Below are 19,552 nucleotides of genomic sequence, written 5' to 3' on the forward strand. Positions count from 1 at the left end.
CCAAGGGATGGCCGGGAAGCAGTTGAACCGCTCCGGGTTTGCCGGAGGCCATTTCGTTTAAGTTATGCGGCCATAGCTGGTGCGTCCATGCTGGCGTAATACTGCTCCTCGGCTTCGGCTGGCGGTATATTGCCTATGGGCTCCAGAAGACGGCGGTTGTTGAACCAGTCGACCCATTCGAGTGTGGCGAACTCAACAGCTTCGAAGTTGCGCCATGGTCCTCGCCGATGGATGACCTCCGCCTTGTAAAGACCGTTGATCGTTTCAGCGAGAGCATTATCGTAGCTGTCGCCAACACTTCCGACGGAGGGCTCGATGCCCGCTTCCGCCAGTCGCTCGGAATAGCGAATGGAGACGTATTGCACACCTCTATCGGAATGGTGGATGAGCCCACCGCGATGGACGGGCCGCCGATCATGAAGCGCCTGGTCCAAGGCATCGAGGACAAAGCCTGCATGGGCGGTCCGGCTTGCCCGCCAACCGACGATGCGGCGTGCAAAAGCATCGATGACGAAGGCCACGTAGACGAAGCCCTGCCAAGTCGCCACGTAGGTGAAATCGGATAACCACAGCATGTTCGGCGCGGGAGCAAAGAACTGCCGGTTCACGCGGTCGAGTGGGCACGGGGCGGCTTTGTCGCTGATCGTCGTGCGGATCGGTTTGCCACGGATGATGCCCTGCAGCCCCATTGCCCTCATAAGCCGAGCAACAGTACAGCGGGCGATGTCGAAGCCCTCCCGCTGCAACTGCCGCCAGACCTTGCGCACACCATAGACCTGGAAGTTCTCATTGAACACCCGGCGTATCTCGATCTTCAGGCCGATATCGCTGCGGGCGCGGACCGACAGGCGATCCACGTCCAGACGCTTGGCGACGTTCTCGAAGTAGGTTGACGGGGCAATCGGCAAAAGCCTGCAGATCGGCTCGACCCCGAACACCCCACGGTGTTCGTCAATGAACGAGATCATCGTTTGAAGGGGCGGTCGAGCTCCGCCATCGCAAAATAAGCAGATGCCTTGCGCAGAATCTCGTTGGCCTGACGAAGCTCGCGGTTCTCCCGCTCAAGAGCCTTCATCTTCTCGGCGACATCGCTCGGCAGGCCTGCTCGCTTACCACTATCGACCTCGGTCTTCTTGACCCATTCGTGCAGCGTGGCTGGCGAGCAACCGATCTTGCCCGCAATAGATGAAACAGCAGCCCACCGCGAAGGGTGCTCGGCTTCGTGGTCCAGCACCATACGAATCGCACGTTGGCGGACTTCAGGTGAAAACTTGTCCGTTGTCTTGCTCATGGTGGCTCCACTTTCTCAGAAGTTGGAGCCTCCGGCAAACCCGGAGCGGTTCACCATCGATGGTGCTCAGCGCCTTAACAATCCCAGCTTCGGCAGCGGCTTTTCCCTCTGCGTCGTCACGGAGGATATGGCTCCGATAAGAAATCCTTAGCTCGCCCATTCGTGTCTCTAGATCTTTTGCGATCTCAATACTGGGCATCCAGTTGCTGGCGATCGAATCCATGTTTCCAGCGAGCTGACTCAGACCTGATAGAGCCAGCGCAGCGAAGCCGGCGAACGACACGGCCAGAATTGCAAAGATTGACGCAAGTGTTTTTTTGATACTAGGCCGCTGCATAGGATGCTCCAGAACTGATGTATCCGTGATCGCATGAGCGATAACGGTTGCATAAATTTGGATTTAAAACCCTTATGGTGTATTAAAGCCGCAGTACCAACTTCTAGCGAGATCTACTATGAATTTTATATTCCTTATTTAAATCTGGAACAAAAACCTTTAGATGGGTTCCATAAGGGGGGAATATGTGATCGCTTTGCATGAAGTTGGAGCGGGATGCCTACTTGTGGCGGCACAGGGCGCCGTCGTCCGGTGCCATTTAGTAAATCCCGCTCGTCTTGCGCTAACTGCAATTATCCTGCCGAACCGGCGTGATCCGCAGGTTCCAGTAATCGGTTGTGGCAGCCCAACAACCTGACAATAATCGCGCACGCGTATCAAGTCACCAGTCGAGCGGATCCAATTGCCTTCTGAAACAATGCCTTCATTGCGTCTTCAATACCACCGGTTGGGCTGACTTCAAAATAATAGCCCGGAGTCGCGCATTGCGACATCCTATTTCCAATCTCACCCTGAAATGGCTTGATCCAAGAATTGTAGAAGCCGTTTGTCGGTAGAGGAAGGTATGTGGTGTAGAGCACTGCTATGGTTGCGCCCGCCTCTTTTATCGCTGTGCAATAGTCGATGTCGATTGGTTCCATGCAACGCGTACCTGTCTTCTTCTTTTTGCAGGCAGTTGCTTTTGCATGGTCAGCGACCCCGTCTGAGACGAAAAAGACCACGGAGTCTCTTCCATCGTCTTCGTTGAAGGCGCCCTCACGGTTCATTTCCTTCTTCACGTCTTTCAGAACATCGTCAAAAGGTGTCTGTTGGTCATCGTTATATGACTGATACGGAATGCTCATCAGGTCAACGGCAGACGTACTTGTAGAAGCAGTCGATAGGCTTTCCGTTAGCTCCTGGACGACCGCCATCTTCTTATCTTGAGCGGTTTTCCCGAAGCTGTAAGTCGCAAAACGAAACTGTCCGGCAAATCGCTGTGTCGCGCCTGCTTCTTTCATTAGAGCAGCAGCAGCCTTCGCAACAACATTAATACGAGTCGTTACGCTAAGCCTCTTGGCGAGGTTGTAATAGCTGTTTTTATCCTCGACGCCTTTTTCTGAGACGATGTGGCAGGCAAATGCACACTTGTCCGGCGTGTTTGCCATCAAGGTGTCAATATCCTTCTGTGTCGCTCCAACGCCCATCGAAGGTGAGTTATCTAGTACCATGAAGAAGTCCTTTTTGGACGCGATCTGGTAAATGGCTTTAGAAGTGCCTTTAACACCGATCGTCTCCTGACCGAGAACACGCATCAACGACGTCGCTATTGAGGCATCGAACGATACGGTTGCAGTCATTTCCTTGCCGGTCTTTGAGACAGTCATCTCTGCCTTTGTGATCTTCACATCGGACGCAACCAGTGAGTTCTGTTTGAATATTAAATTAGCTTCGGTCTCGGAAAGAACGGCTCTGCCGTCCTGTGTGGTGGCACTCGCCAGGATGATGCCTTTTGATTGCTCAGATAACGCGGCCAAAGCGGCTGAGTCAGCTGCAGCTTGCAGGTGAGCTTTTACTTGCATAGCCCGCCCTACGTCTAACGCGAGACCAGCAGATCCAATCAAGGGAACGAGAAGAATTGCGGTCATCAGGCTTAGGTTGCCACGGCGATCAGATAGGATTTGTTTCATTTTCAGCCTCCGCGCCAATCCTACGGTCGGGAGATGAAAAAAAGGCCCTAAAAATGAGGTAAATTAAATGTTAGGCTTACGGACTTCGAATTCCAGCAGCGATGTTCGCGAAGAAATATATGCACTGCTTGTGGTGACAACTGAGCGTATCACGAAGCCTTCCATTACGCAGGATATGAGATTTGAGTGGTAAGCGTCCGGCGAGCAAATTTCTCTGATCGGCCAAATCAGGCGATGTTCTGGCATTAGAACCAGCATTAGTGCTGACATTAATTCCAGATCAAAAAGGTTTCATGGCTCGAATTGAGATCATGTCCGGGACTGAGCGCAGAAGGCGTTGGTCGGACGAGGCGAAACTGAGGATATTGGCAGAAGCGGATCAACCTGGTGTTCGCATTAATGATGTGGCTCGCCGGCATGATATTCATCCTGGCCAAATCCGTTTGTGGCGGCAGTCCTTCAGCTACGTCGGTCGACCAGCGATGTTCCTTCCGGTGGAAATCACCGAGGAGGCGAGCGCTACCCAGGCACCTGACACGCCACCGACGCCAGCGGTCATCGAGATCTCGCTATGAAACGGTCGGCGTTTGAGGGTTCCGGCTGATGTGGAGCTAAGAATGCTCGGGTCGTTGATTGCTTGCGTGGAGGCGGCATGATCGGGCCTTCCGGGAACGTGCGGGTCTATCTGGCCTGCGGAGTGACGGATAGGCCTCTGACCACCAAAATTGCGTCAGAGCCCAATTTTGACCCCCCACCTGTTTTGCTGACCATCCGTCTTTTGGTGACGGATGGAGGGGGAGTTGAAGCGAGTGGATACAATTGCGCGTGTTCGTCGAGCCTTCCATGTGCAGGGCTGGTCGGTGAAGAAGATCGTCCGGGAGCTGCATGGTGATATCATTCGCCACAAGACAGAAGGGAACCGCTTTATGGGGAAGATTACAGTTATCGGACTGGGCTTGGCCAAGTCGGTCTTTCAGATTCACGCCATCACTGAAGCCGGACACGTCGCCGTCCAACGTGCCTTGACGATCACAGGTATTGAATCTTTCGTCACATCGAACCGTGCCTGGTGGGTATTAAAGCTTGCGGGAGTGCCCACTACTGAGCCAGTGCGATGGGCGAATTGGGCCACACAGTGCGGTTGATGCCACCGGCCTACGTGAAGCCTTACGTCAAACGCAACAAAACCGACGCGGCTGATGCGGAGGCAATCTGCGAGGCGGTCACGCGTCCAAAGATGCGCTTTGTGCCGGCCAAGTCACCGGAAGGAGCAAGCCGCCGGGATGGTTTTGAAGACCCGCGAGCTACTTGTGCGTCAGCGAAGCCAGACGGCCAATGCCATGCGCGCCCATATGGCCGAGCTCGGGATTATCGCCGCGACCGGCATGACCAGTATTGCAAAGCTCGTCGCCGTCTTGCGCGACGATCGTGACAGTCGTCTGCCAAACTCGGCCAGAGCTGCGCTTTTGGAGATGGCCGATCGAATCGAAAGGCTGACAGAAAGGGTTGAAGTGCTTGACAGTAAGATTGTCGCAGCAGTGAAAGCCGATGATGCCGCACGTCGTTTGACATGCATCCCTGACGTCGGCCCTATTATAGCAGCGACTGTTCGTGACACCATTCAGGATCCGGCAGCCTTTCGAACAGGGCGGGATTTGGCCGCGTGGATCGGTATCACACCGAGAGCAAACTCGAGCGGCGGTAAAGAGCGGCTCGGCAAAATTTCAAAGCGTGGGAAGAAGCAGTTACGAACTCTACTGATTGTGGGTGCGACGTCTATCCTGAAACAGGCTCGCAGAGGTTCAAAGCTGCCTGTTTGGGTCGTATCAATAATGGCACGACGCCGCTACAAGGTGGCAGCCGTGGCGCTGGCCAACAAGATGGCACGCACGATATGGGCGCTTCTCGTCAAGGGCAGCACATACAGAGCGCCGGAGATGGCAGGGGCGTAGAAACAGAATTCCCAGCGTCTCTGCGTCGGGATAAAGCGGCAAGGTACGAAAGCATGATGAACCCGAGGGACGATACCTCGATGCCGATCAGGCCGTCTGACTCAGTGCGTCATTGAGCGTGAAAAATTGACTAGGCGATCGACATCGCGGATTTCATCGTGGCCAGCGGTCAATGACCGCGCTGACAGGCCGGAGATATGACTGCACCGTCCGACGGAGATTTGCGCAGGAAATACCTTGCCACCCGGGCCGTTCCACATATGAGTCAAAGCCATCCATTCGATGGAGCCTGCCAAGCTCACGATATCGAACACCGGCTCACGAAGCCAAAGCATCCTTGGACCAACGGTCAGGTCGAACGGATGAACCGAACCGTCAAGAAGTTAACGATCAAACGCTTCCGTTACGACGACCATGCGCAACTTCGAAATCACCTCGAAAGCTTTGTTGCCGCCTACAACTTCGGACGCCGTCTCAAGACCCTCAAGGGGCTCACGCCGTACGAGTTCATCTGCAAAAGGTGGACAATCGAGCCCGAAAGATTCAAATCCAATCGATCAAATGCCGGAACGAAACACCTAGCGTTCGGCCTCAGGCGTAGCGACGAGTTTGGCCGCCGCCTTGTTCGCCTCTGCGAGAGCAACCTCAAGTGTCGCGCCGCGTGCTGTCTGGGCGGCGAGCATGCCGATAAACTCGTCGCCGGCGCCATGGGTGCTCTCGACACTCACCTTGACTGGCTCGATCGTGATCTCATGTCCGTCCTTATCCACGGCTGCGACCCCTGCCCCGCCGGCCGTGACCACAACCTGGGGATAGCCTGCCTTGAGGATGCGGGCCGCAGATAGCGCGCCATCCAGCGTTTCCACGACGTCAACACCCGCAAGCATCTCTGCTTCGATGGCGTTCACGACGAGGATATCGACGAGTGTTTTCAATGCGTCGGAAAGGGTGCGCGCCGGCGCTGCATTCAGCAGAACCAGCGCTCCTGCCGCCTTCGCGCGACGGGCGGCCGCAACATTGGCGGCATCTGGAACTTCATTCTGAAGGACGAGGATCGACGTCTCCGCAAGTATCTCGGAAGCCGCGTCGAGATGCGTATCGCTTAGTTCGAGATTGCTGCCGGAGACGATGACGGCACCATAGTCGCCTTCGTCATCGAAGATAGCGACGCTCATACCGGTCGAGCGTTGCGCGGTCCGCGCTACGAAGCGGTGATCGACGCCCTTGCGCGCCAGGTTGTCGAGAAGGAAGTGACCGAACTCATCCTGCGCCACAGCGCCGATCATGGATGTCGCTATGCCGGTCTTTGCCGCCGAGACCGCTTGATTACCGCCCTTCCCACCACTCTTCGGATGCCAGGCCGAGCCGGTCACCGTCTCGCCCTTGCGCGGCCGCGCGGGGCCGAAAACCGCGATATCGTAGTGCAGGCTGCCGAAGACGGTGACGCGGGGAGAAGATGTCATGGAAGTCTATCTTTTCGCTTGGAGCTGACGGCCGACATGGTCTGCTTGAGGTTGCGTTCGGCCGCGCGGTAGTCCCGCTGGGCGACGGCGACGAAAATTGCGTCGAGAATGTTGAGCTGGGCGATGCGCGCCGCGGCGTTTTCCCCCATCAATGGCGATCCCTGCGCGGTCGAACAGAGCACGATGTCTGCAGCCTGCGCCAGCGCCGACCCGCCGTAATTGGTTATCGCAATGGTGCTGGCGCCGTTGCGGCGAGCAAGCTGGATGGCCTCGATGACGGCCGTTGTATTGCCGGAATGGGAAAAGCCGACCGCTATGTCCCCTTCCTTGAGCAGCGAAGCCGACATCAGCATCATATGGCTATCGTCGAAGACATTGGCCCGCACGCCGATGCGCAAAAACTTGTGGGAAACATCTCGGGCAATCTGGGCCGAGCCACCAACGCCGTAAAGATCGCGCTGGCTTCCTCCGTGGATCAGATCGGCCGCCCTGTCGAACGCGGCCATATCCAGAATTGCGAGCGTTTCCTCCAGCGCATGGATCGAGGTGCGGAACACCTTCTGGACGATCTCCTGAGACGTATCGTCCACCGAAAGTTCCCTGTGCATTTCGGCCGTCGGCTGGCTGTTGTACTGGCTGACGGCGGCGCGGAAATCGCGGTATCCGGCAAAACCGAGCTTCTTGGTGATCTTGACCACCATGGCCTCGGAAACGCCGGCCTCCACCGCGATCTTTTTCAACGACGTCTCGTCGTTGAAATCGCGCAGACCGAAAACCGTATCCACCACTTTTGCTTCGAGCGGGGTCAGCAGCGGCATCATCATCCGGATGCGCGGGCCGACCGCCTTCATGTCGAAGCTTTCCGTATTCATCCCCGTCCCCTCGTTGCACGATCGATCATCATGGCGACGAGGATTATAAGACCTGTTGCGAGAAGTTGGTAGAACGCCTGCACATTCATCAACGTCAGACCGTTGCGCATGGTCCCGAGGATGATGGCGCCGAGAATGGTGCCGACGATGCTGCCTTTGCCGCCCATCAGCGAGGCTCCGCCAATCGCCGCCGCGGCGATAGCGTCGAGTTCCCAGAGGTTGCCGAGAATAGGCTCGGCAGCACCCAGCCGTCCGATGAGGATGAGTGATGCGAGCGCCGCGAGGCCACCCGAGATGACGTAGGCCGTGATCTTGGTGCGGGCGATCGGGACGCCTGCGACATAGGCCGCTTCCTCGTTACCGCCGACCGCCATCAGATACTCACCGATCGGCGTCTTGGTCAGAAGGACCCAGGCAGCAACAGCGACGACGGCCACGATGAGGATAGGCGTGGGGATGCCGAACAGGGCGCCGTTGAAGAGCGAACGGAAGCCAGGGGGAATGCCGAGAACGGGGTTGCCGCCGGTATAAATCAGCGCCAGCGCTCGGTAGGTGCTGAGCGTGCCGAGCGTGACGATGAAGGGCTGCAGGCCGACATAGGCGACGAGCACGCCATTGATGAAACCGCACAGCACGCCAATGCCGAGGCCGGCAAGGATGGCCAGCGGAATGGGCGTGCCGGCCAGCAGAAGCGTCGCGGTGATGACCGCGGAGATCGCCGCCGTCGGCCCGACCGATAGGTCGATGCCGCCGGAGATGATGACGAGCGTCATGCCAAGCGCGAGGCAGGCATTGATGCTCGACTGCTGGAGGATGTTGATGAGGTTTCGCTCGGACAGGAAGCCGGGAACGAGCGTCGCGAAGACGGCGATGATGACGACGAGGCCGATCAGCGTGCCGGCATCGCGTAGCGAGAAGGAGAAACGGCCAAAGCCCGATGCGGTCTTTTCGGCCGGAGCGGCAGCAGAGGTGGTCATGGCAGCATCCTATTCGTCTTCTTCAGCGTTCGAGAAGATCTTGTGAAGGTCTTGGAATGATGTGTCAGGCAGCCGGAGCGGTCTCATGCACGCCGGGTATGGCGTGAGCGACGATCGCGCTCTCGCTCAGACCCTCGCGCGGAAGTTCTGCAGCAATCTGTCCGTCGCGCATGACGAGCACGCGGTCCGACAGGCGGATGACCTCCGGGAGTTCGGAGGAAACGACGACGATCGAGCGGCCCTCCGCGGCCAGCGCCTCGATCAGGTGATAGATTTCCGATTTCGCGCCGACGTCGATGCCACGTGTGGGCTCGTCGAAGAGCAGGACCTCCGAGCGCGCTGCGAGCCAGCGGGCGATGATAGCTTTCTGCTGATTGCCACCGCTGAACAGTCGGATCGGCCGATCAAGCAGGAACGGGCGCAGATTGACGCGCCTCAGGAGGTCGCTTGCGGTCGTCCTGACCTTTCCCTTCGCGATGAAACCGCTGCGGGAAAAGGCTGGAAGCGAGGCTAGCGCCATATTCAGCGTTACGGAGCGGCCGGGGACGATGCCGTCTCGTTTGCGCTCTTCCGGCACGAGGCCGATGCCTGCTGCAATCGCATCGCGCGGGTTGGCAAGCGTGACCGGCTTGCCGTCGATCTCGACGCTGCCGGTAGAGATGCGATCGACACCGGCGAGAAGACGCAGGAGTTCCGTGCGTCCCGAACCCACGAGGCCGGCAATCCCGACAACCTCGCCCTTGCGAACGCTGAAGGAGACGTCACGGATCTTTGGCGAGGTGAGGTTCTTCGCCTGCAACTTTACGGTCGAGGTGGCATGCGAGATATGAGCGTCCTGCATCAGTTCGCGCCCGACCATCATGGTGATCACGTCGCTGTGCGAGACCCTGGAAAGATCGACCACGTCGATGAGGCGGCCGTCGCGCATGATGCTGGCGCGCTGGCAGATGCGGAAGACCTCGTCCATCTTGTGGGAGACATAGACGATGGACACGCCGCTTGCAGCGAGACGTGCGATGACCTCGGCGAGCCGCTCGAACTCGCTCGGCGTCAGGCTCGACGTCGGCTCGTCCATTGCGATAATGCGCGCCTTGTCGAGAAGGGCACGGCCGATTTCGACGATCTGACGCTGCGCGACTTTCAGCGACGAGATGGGCGCACCCGGATCGATACCCGGGTCCAGCATGGACAAGGCTTCGGCAGCGCGACGCTCCTGCTCGCGCCGGGCGACCAGCAGACCGCCAGCTTTGGTTACGGAATGACCGAGGAACATATTCTGCGCGACGGAGAGGTGCGGAACCTGCTGTAGCTCCTGATGAATCATCGCGATGCCGGCAAGGCGAGCATCCATCGGCTTCCTGAACGCGACAGGCTTTTCATCGACCAGAACCGTGCCTGACGTGGGCTTGAAGACGCCGGAGAGGATGCGCAGAAGGGTCGATTTCCCCGCACCGTTCTCGCCGAGCAGGCCGTGAATCTCTCCAGGCTGAACATCGAACGACACATCCGACAGAGCCTTTACGCCCGGGAACGCCTTGGTGATCCCCTGGAAACGCAATCTTGCATCGGTGCTCATCGATTTCTCCTGCCTTTCGCGAAAGAAGCGCCGGCTGAAGGCCGGCGCCCCATGTCGGCTTGCTTATTTCGCAGCCTTGGCGTCTTCCATGAGAACCTTGCGCACATCGACGCCCTCGCCCTGATATCGGGCCAGATTGTCAGCCGTGATCAAAGCCTGAGGGGTTGCAACGACGCGCGGCAGCTTCTGCCCGGCGACCAGCCGGAGCGCGGTTTCCAGTGCGACTTCGCCGGTCAGGACGGGGAAGCTATCGACTGTGCCTGTCAGTTCGCCGGCCTTGATCGACGCGTAGGCGTCCGAGATGCCATCGGTCCCGAACACGGCAACCTTGTCCTGCAGACCGGCTGACTTCACGGCCTCGACGATGCCGAGCGCCATGCCGTCATTGTTGGCGTAGAAGCCGACGAGATCCGGATGCTGGTTGAGGATATTGGTCGCGGCGTCGTAGGAGGTTTGGCGGTCCCAGTTGCCGGGCACGCTGGCGACGACCTCGAACTTGCCGTTCTCCGTGACGGTCGATTTGAAGCCGTCGGTGCGCTGCACGGCCGCGTAGACGCCGGCCTGACCTTCGACGATGGCGACCTTGCCGCCCTGCGGACGGTTCTCGATGAACCATTTGGCGACGCGAACGCCGTTGTCGCGCTGGACGTTGCCGACATAGTGCTCGGCCTGCGGAATGACGGCGTCGTTGACGTTCACGACGGGGATATTTGCCGCCTTTGCCTGTTCCATGACCGGCTGCAGATTGGCGTCCGTCTGGGGCGAGACGAGCAGGACGTTGTAGCCTTGCGTGATCATGCCTTCGGCAATCGTCAGCTGACCGAGCTGATCGCCCTCGCTCTGCGCCGCCTGATAGGCGACAGGTACGTTGTGCGTCTTACCGAACGCTTCATAGCCCTGACCGAGCGAGCGCCAGTATTCGTTCGTCAGCGTCTTGGAAACTGCCCCGGCCTTCGTGCCCTCGGGGATCGCAGGGAATGCGCCGAATTTTGCTTCGAGCTGCGACCAGTCCAGACGATCTTTTTCGGTATCCGAATTCAGAGGCGCAAGGTCCTGCGCGAAAGCTGCGCCGAACATCAGACTGGCGGCAAAGCCGGCAGCGATCGTGGTCTTCAGAAATGTCTTCATGATTTTTCCTCCCGAGTTTGGCCGTCCGGCATGCGCTGCGGCATGCCGGTCCGTATTTTGACTATTGGCAAGCGCATGCGGCATCAGTTGCCGAGCATGAGTTCCTGAACGACAGCCTGCGCGGAGACGGCGTCCTGGCGATCAATCGCGCCGGAAAGGCGATTGTCCTGTTCGAGGCGATCAACGACCTTCAGCATGCGCTTGACGGTCTGAATGTTCACCTCGCATTCGTGAACCGGATCGAGACCGGTCATATCGGGGAACGTATCGAAGTAGATGGCGCCATCGTAGCCGTCGCGGCGGATCTGGCGAAGCAACTCGATCGTCTGCTGTGGATGGACGGAGCCGACCATCAACCCGTCGTCGCGCTTGGCATATCCATCGTTGAGGTGCACGCCGAGGACACGGCTGTAGCGGGCAATCAGCGCCGCGGCAAAGGCAGGCTGCTCGTCTGCATAGAGAACATGGGCGAAATCGAGCGTCACGCCGAGGTTCGGCAGGCCGACATCCTTGATGGCCAGCAACGTCGTCGCGCAATCGGGCATAAGGCTATAGGAACGGGGCTCATTCGGCTTGTACTCGATGCTGATCAGGCACTCCGGATCATGCTCGCAAACTTCACGAATTCCGTCTATTTCGTGTTGCCATAGCGTCGCATAGTCCGCCTGGAATGCGTAATCGAAGCCGTCCTGACCAAGCCACAGCGTCATCAGCTTGGCGCCGGCTTCGCGCGTGGCATCGATACCCTTCTTCGTCAGCTCGATGGCTTCGCGGCGGACAGCAACGTCCGGGTTTGTGAAGGCTCCGATCTTGAAGGAGGGATTCGTATAGTAACGCATGGCAAAGCCATTGACGGCGAGACCTAGATCATTGATCCGACGCGCCAATTCCGCCGGCTTGTCAGCACCGTGATCGGGGTAGTTCAGATCGAGATCCGTGAGACCCTCGACCTTGGCAGCGCGTGCAACCATCTGCATGACGCTCGGCTTACCCACCAGATCCGGCCATTCGGCCTGTGGGCGCGAGGCGAAGGAATTCAGGCGGGTCGCAAATTTGAGATCGGTCACAGCAGGTGCTCACTTCGTTGGTTCGTGAGCTAACTTCACATTAATATATCTATCTGTAAAGTGAGAACCTGTTGTGCGTCGCACCAAATCGACACTGCCCGAGGTAAATCGACGTTAGGCGTATCGTGTCATCGCGACACAGCACGGTGCAGACGTCGGCCGTGCAGTTTCCTGACGGCCGACGTTTTTGAAAACGAAACTGGCGCGGCTATGTGCCTTCCGGCGGAATCACGCCCTTGGTAAACAGGAAGCAGCCGTAAAAGCGGGTTTCGCCTGTCGAGATGACGCAATAGGCTTTCTTCGCCAGATCGTAGAAGGCGAAACGCTCGATTCCGTACATCGGGCAGGCTTTGCCCTCCGCACGGTCGATCTCCGCCTGAACTTCGCGCTGCACGTCCGGCTGTTCGTCCGGTGCGCCCATCACTTCCATGCGGCCAGCGGAGTTCTGCAGTGGCGTGTCCAGCGGCAGAACCGACAAGATCGCGGCGATAGCCTGCGGCGCGCTGAGATTGGCCATCGCTAGCGGCCGTCCGATCACAGTCTGTCGTCCGACGCTATCGGTTGGAAAGTTCGTGTCCGATACCACGAGCGTGTCGCCATGCCCCATGGACCGAAGAGCGTGCAGGACGTCGGCGCTCAGCGCCGGATGAATATTCTTGAGCAAGGAAACCTCCCATGACGTCGTCAGTGCGGCTCCTGCCGCTTTTTTGTAATCTCACTTCACGGCTCCCGCCGTAAGGCCCTTGACGATGTAACGCTCCAGGAAGATTCCGACCAGCACCAAAGGCATGATCGCGGCCGTGGCAATGGCAGCCATCGACCACCAGTTGATGCCTTGCGAGCCGGTCTGGCTCGCGACCATCACGGGCAATGTTTTCGCGTTCGAACTGGTAAGCAGGGCTGCGAAGAAATACTCGTTCCAGCAGAGGATGACCGAGAGAATGAACGCTGCCACCATGCCCGGCAACGCGATTGGCAGCACGATGCGCAGGAATGCGCCCCAGATCGAGCAGCCGTCCACAAGGGCGGCCTGCTCGAGTTCCAGCGGGATCGTGTCGAACTGGTCGCGCATGATCCAGATGACGATGGGCAGCACCATCAGCGTGTAGACGAGGATGAGGCCGACCAGCGTGTCGAGCAACATCAAATGCTTGTAGAGAACGAGGAACGGCATCGCCAGCACGACCGGCGGCAGGATGAGCTGCGACAGGAAGAAGAACGAAATATCCTTATTGCGCATCCAGAGGAATTTGTACGGGAACCGGCTGAGGCCGTAAGCCGCGAGCGAGCCGATGACGACAGCGAGGAACGAGGCGCCCGCCGAGGCAATGATGCTGTTGAAGAACCGACGTATGAACTCGTCACGCACGGTCGAGGGTGCCGAGATCGTGTCCGGCGACAGGCCGAGCGAGCGCCAGCCCTTCCAGTCGGGCGTGAAGTCTACGAAGGGAATGAGGTGCCCCTGCGTCACGTTGACGGCGGTCTTGAACGAGGTCGTGACCGTCCAGTAGATCGGAAACAGCGAGATGAACGCCCACAGGATGAGCGCGGCATAGATGAGGAGGCTCGGGGTCATGAACCGCGAGCGTCGCGACCAGAGACTTGTCCGACCTTCATCTGCCGACGGTGTGTAAGGGATGCTTGCCATGGCCGGGCCTCAGTTTGAACGCTGCATCCAGCGGCTCGCCCCTTTGAGGATGAGCGCGACGAAGATGATGATGACGACGAGGTAGAATTCGGCGAGCATGGTGCCGTAACCGACATTCGACCGGTCTCGATACTCGCGAAAGATGAAACTCGACACGGTATCGGTCGCGCCGCCCGGCCCGCCGGCCGTGACGTTGATGACGATATCGGCGAGCTTGAGCTGGAAGATGATGCGCAGGATGACGACGGTCATGCTGACCGGCAGCATCAGCGGAAAGGTGATTTCCTTGAAACTCTGCCAGCCCGAAGCCCCATCCACCTTGGCTGCCTCTTTGACCTCGGCGGGCAAGGCCTGAAGCCCGGCCAGCAGGAGGATCATCATGAAGGGGATCGACACCCAGGCATCCATCGCCATGATGGAGGTCCGCGCCAGCCAGGGTGTCGAGAAGAAAGCGGGGTTGTCCCATCCGAGATGGCGGGCGAGCGTTGCCGCCGGGCCGAAGCGATACTCCATCAGCGACTTGCCGATCATCCAGCTGACAGCCACGGGGCTGAGCATGAGCGGCAGAAGAAAAGCGACGCGGAAGAATTTGCGGGCGCGGATCTCGGCGTTCAGCAACAGTGCGAGGCCGAAAGCGATGGCATATTGCACAAGCACCGCCGCCACATAGTACACCATATTGAGAAGCGCGTTCCAGAAGTAGACGTCGGCAGACAGGGTTCGCAGATTGTCGAGCCCGTTGAACCTCCGCCCGGCAGAGGCACTGAGGTTCCAGTCTGTAAAGGCGATGTAGAGGCCGAAGACGGTTGGAAAAACCACCATGGCGACAGTGAAAAGCACGGCCGGCAGCACGAAGGCCGCCCTCTGCCCATCTTCGCCGCGGATCAGAATTTGCGCCGCGCACAGCGCGGCCGCCCAGACAATATAGGCAAACAGGAGTGGACGCCAGCTGACGAGACCAATGGAGGTCACGCCAGCTGCTTCGAGCAGCTGCAGCAGGAGCACCGCAAAGAGGAGAACCGTCGCAGCCGCGAAAAGCATTCGGCCGCGCCGGGCGGAAATTGCTTGAAGGTCCGCACGCTCGGTAGCGATCGAGTTCGGCGGCGTGCCGGCAGGCAGTGTAATATGGGACATCGGCAAACCTTTGGGCACAGCGCTTCGTGCACGAATGAGAGAGCCAGGCGGTGCGACGGCGCCGCCTGGCCTTTCCGGTCAGGCTCCGAGAGACGCCTTGTAGAGCGCGATCTGCTTGTCGCGGCCGAGCTGGTCCGTGATCTTCTCCCAGGCGCTCGCGATGGCATCTGCACCGGCTTGCGCCGTTGCCTGTCCTGCAAACACCTTGGCCAGTTCGTCTTCCGCCACACTGTAATATTGGAAGATACCGGGAATGCGCGGCTCGATCGCAGCATTCGGATGGTTGTAGGAGTTCGACTGCGAGGAGAGGTAGCTCGTGATGAATGCCTCGTCGTAACCGGCAGACACCCATTCCTTGATGTCGAACTGGCTCTTGCGATAGCACTGAAAACCGGACGGGTAAGCGGCCGTCCATAGTGCAAGGTCCTTGCCGCCGAGATGCGCGGCAGCGCTCCACGCCGCCTTTTTCTTCTTCTCGTCGCTATCGACGCGAGCCATGACGTAAACGCCCCAGCCGAGATACGCCATGTTCGGCGCGTGGTTCGGGCCGCTCGCGAGCTTCTCCCACTGTCCCGTCTTCGCGTTGTAGACATCGTCGGAACCCGGCAGGATATCGAAGCCGATCGTATCGCCGACGACCGAGCTGTCGCTTGTGCGCGCGCTTGCGCCAACATCGCCCCACCATGAGACCATGGAGCCGGTGCCGGCAAGAAACTGCTGGAAGGCGGTCGTGCCCGGATCGGCATTCAGCTGGTCGCCCGCCTCTGACGGAAGCGCATCGATAACGTCCTGAATGGCGCGAACCCAGGCGGGGTTGTTGATGCGTGGCTTCATCGTGTCGACGTCGAATAGCCAGGCTTTATCATCCGGGTGCTTGGCATAGGCCGTGGCACGGCTTCCCAGGAAGTAGAAGCCGAAACCGCCCCACGCCTTCGGCGCGTCGAGGTAACCCACCGCTTCCATTCCGCCAACAGTCTTGCCCTTGAGGAACTTCGTGACCTCCTGAACCTTCTGCCAGGTTTTCGGCACGCTCCACTCGCCCTCATGACCCTCGTCTTTCCAGGCCTTTGCGAGAGCGGCATCGGTGAAATAGTCGGTCCGGTAGTTGAAGTTGTGGCAGTCTCCATCCACCGAGATCCGGTAGGTCTTGCCCTCCCAGGTCCCAACCGGCGCCTTCAGGTAGTCGACGTAGTCGTCCATGTCGATCTGGGCCTTGACCCAGTCGGGCATCTCGGAGGCAAGCCCCTTGCCACAAACGTCGCCCTCGAACGGGGCACCCATCTCCAACAGGTCGAAATCGACCGTGCCGGTGGCAATGGCCTGCTGCAGGCGCGGGTTATAGTCGGCCTGCGCAAGATCGATCCACGTGATCTTCGCGCCGGTATAGTCTTCCCAGGGCTTCAGGAAGCCGCGGAAGAGGACATTGTGAAGGTTCTGGTTGTTCAGACCCATGAACGAGAGCTCAACGCCGGCGAACTCGCCCTCCGTCACGCTCTTATTCGTGGCTTCCAGGCACAATTCACCGACCTTTTGCCAGTCGGCATCCGTGGGCGAGCCTTTGCCGACACCGGGGATCTGCAGCAGCTGGCCGCGGAACGATGCATCCTGCGCGAACACCGTACCGAGGCCGCCCAGACCATCCAGCATCGTGCTGGCCGCCGCGACCGCCCCGAGACTGGCACCTGTTTTCAGGATGGCGCGTCGGCTCAGGCCGATCGCCATCATTCGTTCGAAATCGCTGACTTTCATTATGGTCTCCTCCCATGTGAAGATGTCGCCACGTTGCGTGGCATTCCGGCGCCCCTCCCCAGGCGCGCCGCTTGTCTCGCGATCAGCCGAGACGCAGACCCGACGCGCCGTCGAAAAGGTGCACCAGCGCCGGGTTCGGCGTCATCGTGATCGTCTGGTCCGTGGCGCCCTCTACCCGGTCGCGAAAGACGCCGATGATCTTCTGCTGTCCCAGCCGGGCAAAGACCTGCGTTTCCGAACCTGTGGATTCGATCACCGAGATCTTGGCCTCCACCGTGCCGCCGAGCGTAAAATGCTCCGGCCGGATGCCGTAGTAGGCGGGCTGCCCATCCGAACCTGACGGTGCCCTCGTCATCGGCAGCATGATCCCGTCGTCCGTCTCGAAGCTCGGAGTAGCACCCGCCCGGATATGGCCTTTGATGAGGTTCATCGAGGGAGAACCGATAAAGCCGGCGACGAAGGTATTGGCCGGCCAGTCGTACAGTTCGAGCGGCGAGCCGATCTGCTCCACGCGCCCGTCGCGCAGCACCACGATCCGGTCCGCCATAGTCATGGCTTCCACCTGATCGTGTGTCACGTAGATCATGGTCGTGGCCAGCCGCCGCTGCAACTCCTTGATTTCGGCGCGCATCTGCACGCGCAGCTTGGCATCGAGGTTCGAGAGCGGCTCGTCGAAGAGGAAAACCTTGGGATCACGTACAATAGCCCGCCCCATGGCAACGCGTTGCCGCTGACCGCCCGAAAGCTGGCGGGGATAACGCGCAAGGTAAGGCACGAGATCGAGGATCTCCGCAGCCTTGCGCACGCGACCCTCTATCGTCGCCTTATCGTCTCCGCGCATCTTCAGGGCGAAGCCCATATTGTCGGCAACGGTCTTGTGTGGATAGAGCGCATAGCTCTGGAAAACCATGGCGATATCGCGATCCTTTGGCGGAAGGTCGTTGACCACCTTGCCGTTGATGCGAATGTCGCCCGAGGATATCGGCTCGAGGCCAGCCACCATGCGCAGCAGCGTGGATTTCCCACAGCCGGACGGGCCGACGAGGACCACGAACTCCCCATCTGGAATATCCACGGACACACCATGGATCACGGCAAGGCTGCCATAGGCCTTGCCGACGTTTTCAATGTTCATCGATGCCAAAGGGGGCCTCCTACCCGCTCCCGCTGTGCACTCCCTCACAGCCCCGGCGCCAGAGACGCCGTTGATTAACAACTTCACACATATCTACAATCTTGTAAATTGTTATTCGCTCAGTGAGCTTAAGTTTGTTGGCCTTGATGTTTATGTAGCGCGATAGAGCTGAACCTGATGGAAGAACGTCCGATTTCACACTGTATTCTGAAAGAGGGGACTGGACGCATCACAGAACGTAGTAGCAATGTGAAGTTTTAGCGGAGGAGGAGATATCATGCTCAAAGGAATCGACCCGGTTATTCACGCCGATCTCATGCATGCCATGATGCGAATGGGCCATGGTGACGACCTCGTGTTGTGCGACGTCAATCACCCTGCCGCCACCATTGCGGCACACACAACCTATGGCAGCGTGCTGGACGTCTCAGGCTGCGGACTGACGGAGGCCGCGCGCGCTGTCCTCACGGTGTTTCCGCTCGATACCTTCGTCGAAAAACCCGTCACTCGTATGCAGGTGGTTGGCGATCCCGGCGCGCGGATGCCAATCTTCGACGCCATGCAGACTGTGGTCGATGCGTCGCAGGGACGCGCCGTACCAATGGACGCGCTAGAGCGCTTCGCGTTTTACGAGGCAGCCAAGCGATCTTTCGTGATTGTCCGGACCGCCGATCCGGGGCCCTACGGCTGCTTCATCTTCAAGAAGGGTGTGATCTAAATCTTTAGTCCGGCATTTGAAAGATCGGATCGAGCCCTGAATCGTTCTTCGGGATGCCGCAGATGTATCCATACGGCGTGAGGTGTAAATCGGCTCGGAACGATTCCACGCCGAAACGCAGGCAGAATGAAGCTATCACGTTTTGGATCGGCATCTTCGATCCCGTCACCTCGGTCGCAGCGTTGACAGTTGCTGAAGCATTAAAGACTTTCGAAATGCGCAAGTATGTCCGCTTCGGAGACGACGTCGGCGTACTTTGCGTTCATGTCGAAGAGATTCGCCTCATGTGGTGCAGGATGGCGATCACCGCAGGCGTCGCGGACCACGGTCGTAATGAAGCCGTGCGACATAGCATCGACGCAAGAGGCGCGCACGCAGCCGCTGGTGGTCAGTCCGGTGAGAACGACATTATCGACGCCCATGGAGGTCAATAGAGGTGCGAGCGAGGTGCCGAAGAACGCGCTTGGATACTGCTTGGTGATGACAAATTCGTCGGCCTCGGGTGCGAGCCCCTCTGGCCAGCGGCCGAGCGGATTTCCTGCGGTGAAGCAGGCGAGCGGTTTGGCTTTCTGAAAGAACCGGCCCCCATCCGCACCACTCGGATGAAGGACCACCCCCGTCAGAATGACGGGAATGCCTTTTGATCGAGCGGCCGCACGAATACGCAATGCGCTTGCGAGCGCCGCATCGACCCCTGCATAAAGCGGGCTTTCCGGTTCGAAATAGGCCTGGACGAAATCGACCAACACCAGCGCCGGTTTTCGACCGAAGCCAATCCGGTTGTCGTAAGCCTTGCGGTAGTTTTCCAGCAGTTCATCGGCGGACATGTCTTTTC

Annotated in this window: 17 protein-coding genes, 2 pseudogenes and 1 other annotated feature; of the genes and pseudogenes, 4 read left to right on the forward strand and 15 right to left on the reverse strand. The window is 58.9% G+C overall.

Features of this window, described 5'->3' with window-relative positions:
- Positions 1–62: 62 nt before the first annotated feature.
- The 3 genes from BSG19_RS23705 to BSG19_RS23715 all read right to left on the reverse strand — a co-directional run bounded on the left by BSG19_RS23705 (position 63) and on the right by BSG19_RS23715 (position 3,298).
- Positions 63–1,291 (reverse strand): IS3 family transposase gene (locus tag BSG19_RS23705; protein ID WP_092990482.1). Its coding sequence is split into 2 segments (ribosomal slippage): positions 63–1,003 and positions 1,003–1,291, totalling 1,230 coding nucleotides; the frame shifts between segments, so codons are not numbered across the junction.
- Positions 894–1,010, reverse strand: a sequence feature (AL1L pseudoknot). It overlaps the preceding gene by 117 nt.
- Positions 1,260–1,628: an MCP four helix bundle domain-containing protein gene (locus BSG19_RS23710; RefSeq protein WP_092990483.1), complete on the reverse strand. Its 369-nt coding sequence runs from the start codon at positions 1,626–1,628 to the stop codon at positions 1,260–1,262. Before BSG19_RS23710 ends, BSG19_RS23705 begins: the two co-directional genes overlap by 32 nt.
- A gap of 377 nt (positions 1,629–2,005) precedes the next feature.
- On the reverse strand, positions 2,006–3,298 hold the full coding sequence (locus tag BSG19_RS23715) for a TadE/TadG family type IV pilus assembly protein (RefSeq protein WP_092990484.1): 1,293 nt from the start codon (positions 3,296–3,298) through the stop codon (positions 2,006–2,008).
- Positions 3,299–3,558: 260 nt separating this feature from the next.
- On the opposite strand from BSG19_RS23715, the gene BSG19_RS23720 reads away from it, so the two are divergent.
- From BSG19_RS23720 to BSG19_RS26215, 3 genes and pseudogenes are all read left to right on the forward strand, one after another.
- A complete protein-coding gene (locus BSG19_RS23720; RefSeq protein ID WP_139274816.1) occupies positions 3,559–3,873 on the forward strand; it encodes a transposase in 315 nt (104 codons plus the stop codon).
- Between the two features lie 351 nt (positions 3,874–4,224).
- Positions 4,225–5,250, forward strand: a pseudogene (locus BSG19_RS23725) (IS110 family transposase).
- A 299-nt stretch (positions 5,251–5,549) separates the two neighbouring features.
- Positions 5,550–5,832: pseudogene (locus BSG19_RS26215) on the forward strand (integrase core domain-containing protein); the annotation flags it as partial.
- Here BSG19_RS26215 and BSG19_RS23735 read toward each other — a convergent pair.
- The 11 genes from BSG19_RS23735 to ugpC form a co-directional block, all read right to left on the reverse strand.
- Entirely contained in the window at positions 5,829–6,713 is an 885-nt protein-coding gene (locus tag BSG19_RS23735) for a PfkB family carbohydrate kinase (RefSeq protein ID WP_092990486.1), read from the reverse strand. The pseudogene BSG19_RS26215 and the gene BSG19_RS23735 sit on opposite strands and share 4 nt — an antisense overlap.
- Positions 6,710–7,585, reverse strand: coding sequence for a MurR/RpiR family transcriptional regulator (locus tag BSG19_RS23740; protein ID WP_092990487.1), 876 nt, complete (start codon positions 7,583–7,585; stop codon positions 6,710–6,712). The genes BSG19_RS23735 and BSG19_RS23740 overlap by 4 nt, the downstream gene beginning before the upstream one ends.
- Positions 7,582–8,562 carry an ABC transporter permease gene (locus BSG19_RS23745; RefSeq protein WP_092990488.1) on the reverse strand — a complete coding sequence of 327 codons (981 nt, stop codon included), beginning with the start codon at positions 8,560–8,562 and terminating at the stop codon, positions 7,582–7,584. The genes BSG19_RS23740 and BSG19_RS23745 overlap by 4 nt, the downstream gene beginning before the upstream one ends.
- A gap of 64 nt (positions 8,563–8,626) precedes the next feature.
- The gene (locus BSG19_RS23750; protein ID WP_092990489.1) at positions 8,627–10,138 is read right to left on the reverse strand and encodes a sugar ABC transporter ATP-binding protein; all 1,512 of its coding nucleotides are present in this window, start codon (positions 10,136–10,138) and stop codon (positions 8,627–8,629) included.
- Positions 10,139–10,201: 63 nt separating this feature from the next.
- A complete protein-coding gene (locus BSG19_RS23755; protein ID WP_092990490.1) occupies positions 10,202–11,266 on the reverse strand; it encodes a sugar ABC transporter substrate-binding protein in 1,065 nt (354 codons plus the stop codon).
- A gap of 83 nt (positions 11,267–11,349) precedes the next feature.
- Entirely contained in the window at positions 11,350–12,333 is a 984-nt protein-coding gene (locus BSG19_RS23760; protein WP_092990491.1) for a sugar phosphate isomerase/epimerase family protein, read from the reverse strand.
- A 208-nt stretch (positions 12,334–12,541) separates the two neighbouring features.
- Entirely contained in the window at positions 12,542–12,997 is a 456-nt protein-coding gene (locus BSG19_RS23765) for an RbsD/FucU family protein (RefSeq protein WP_092990492.1), read from the reverse strand.
- A gap of 51 nt (positions 12,998–13,048) precedes the next feature.
- A complete protein-coding gene (locus BSG19_RS23770; protein ID WP_244529409.1) occupies positions 13,049–13,909 on the reverse strand; it encodes a carbohydrate ABC transporter permease in 861 nt (286 codons plus the stop codon).
- Positions 13,910–13,990: 81 nt separating this feature from the next.
- The gene (locus tag BSG19_RS23775; RefSeq protein WP_092990494.1) at positions 13,991–15,115 is read right to left on the reverse strand and encodes a carbohydrate ABC transporter permease; all 1,125 of its coding nucleotides are present in this window, start codon (positions 15,113–15,115) and stop codon (positions 13,991–13,993) included.
- 78 nt (positions 15,116–15,193) lie between these two features.
- Complete coding sequence (locus tag BSG19_RS23780) at positions 15,194–16,864, reverse strand: type 2 periplasmic-binding domain-containing protein (protein WP_092990495.1); 1,671 nt, start codon at positions 16,862–16,864, stop codon at positions 15,194–15,196.
- Positions 16,865–16,946: 82 nt separating this feature from the next.
- Positions 16,947–18,008: an ABC transporter ATP-binding protein gene (gene ugpC / locus BSG19_RS23785; RefSeq protein WP_244529410.1), complete on the reverse strand. Its 1,062-nt coding sequence runs from the start codon at positions 18,006–18,008 to the stop codon at positions 16,947–16,949.
- A 268-nt stretch (positions 18,009–18,276) separates the two neighbouring features.
- On the opposite strand from ugpC, the gene BSG19_RS23790 reads away from it, so the two are divergent.
- Positions 18,277–18,717 (forward strand): RbsD/FucU family protein, encoded by a 441-nt coding sequence (locus BSG19_RS23790; RefSeq protein ID WP_092990497.1) that lies wholly within the window; start codon positions 18,277–18,279, stop codon positions 18,715–18,717.
- Between the two features lie 200 nt (positions 18,718–18,917).
- Here the strand turns inward: BSG19_RS23790 and BSG19_RS23795 are convergent, their stop codons facing one another.
- Positions 18,918–19,544 (reverse strand): isochorismatase family protein, encoded by a 627-nt coding sequence (locus BSG19_RS23795; protein WP_092990498.1) that lies wholly within the window; start codon positions 19,542–19,544, stop codon positions 18,918–18,920.
- Positions 19,545–19,552 lie beyond the last annotated feature (8 nt).

This window comes from Rhizobium sp. NFR03, assembly GCF_900111275.1.
GTDB lineage: Bacteria > Pseudomonadota > Alphaproteobacteria > Rhizobiales > Rhizobiaceae > Ferranicluibacter.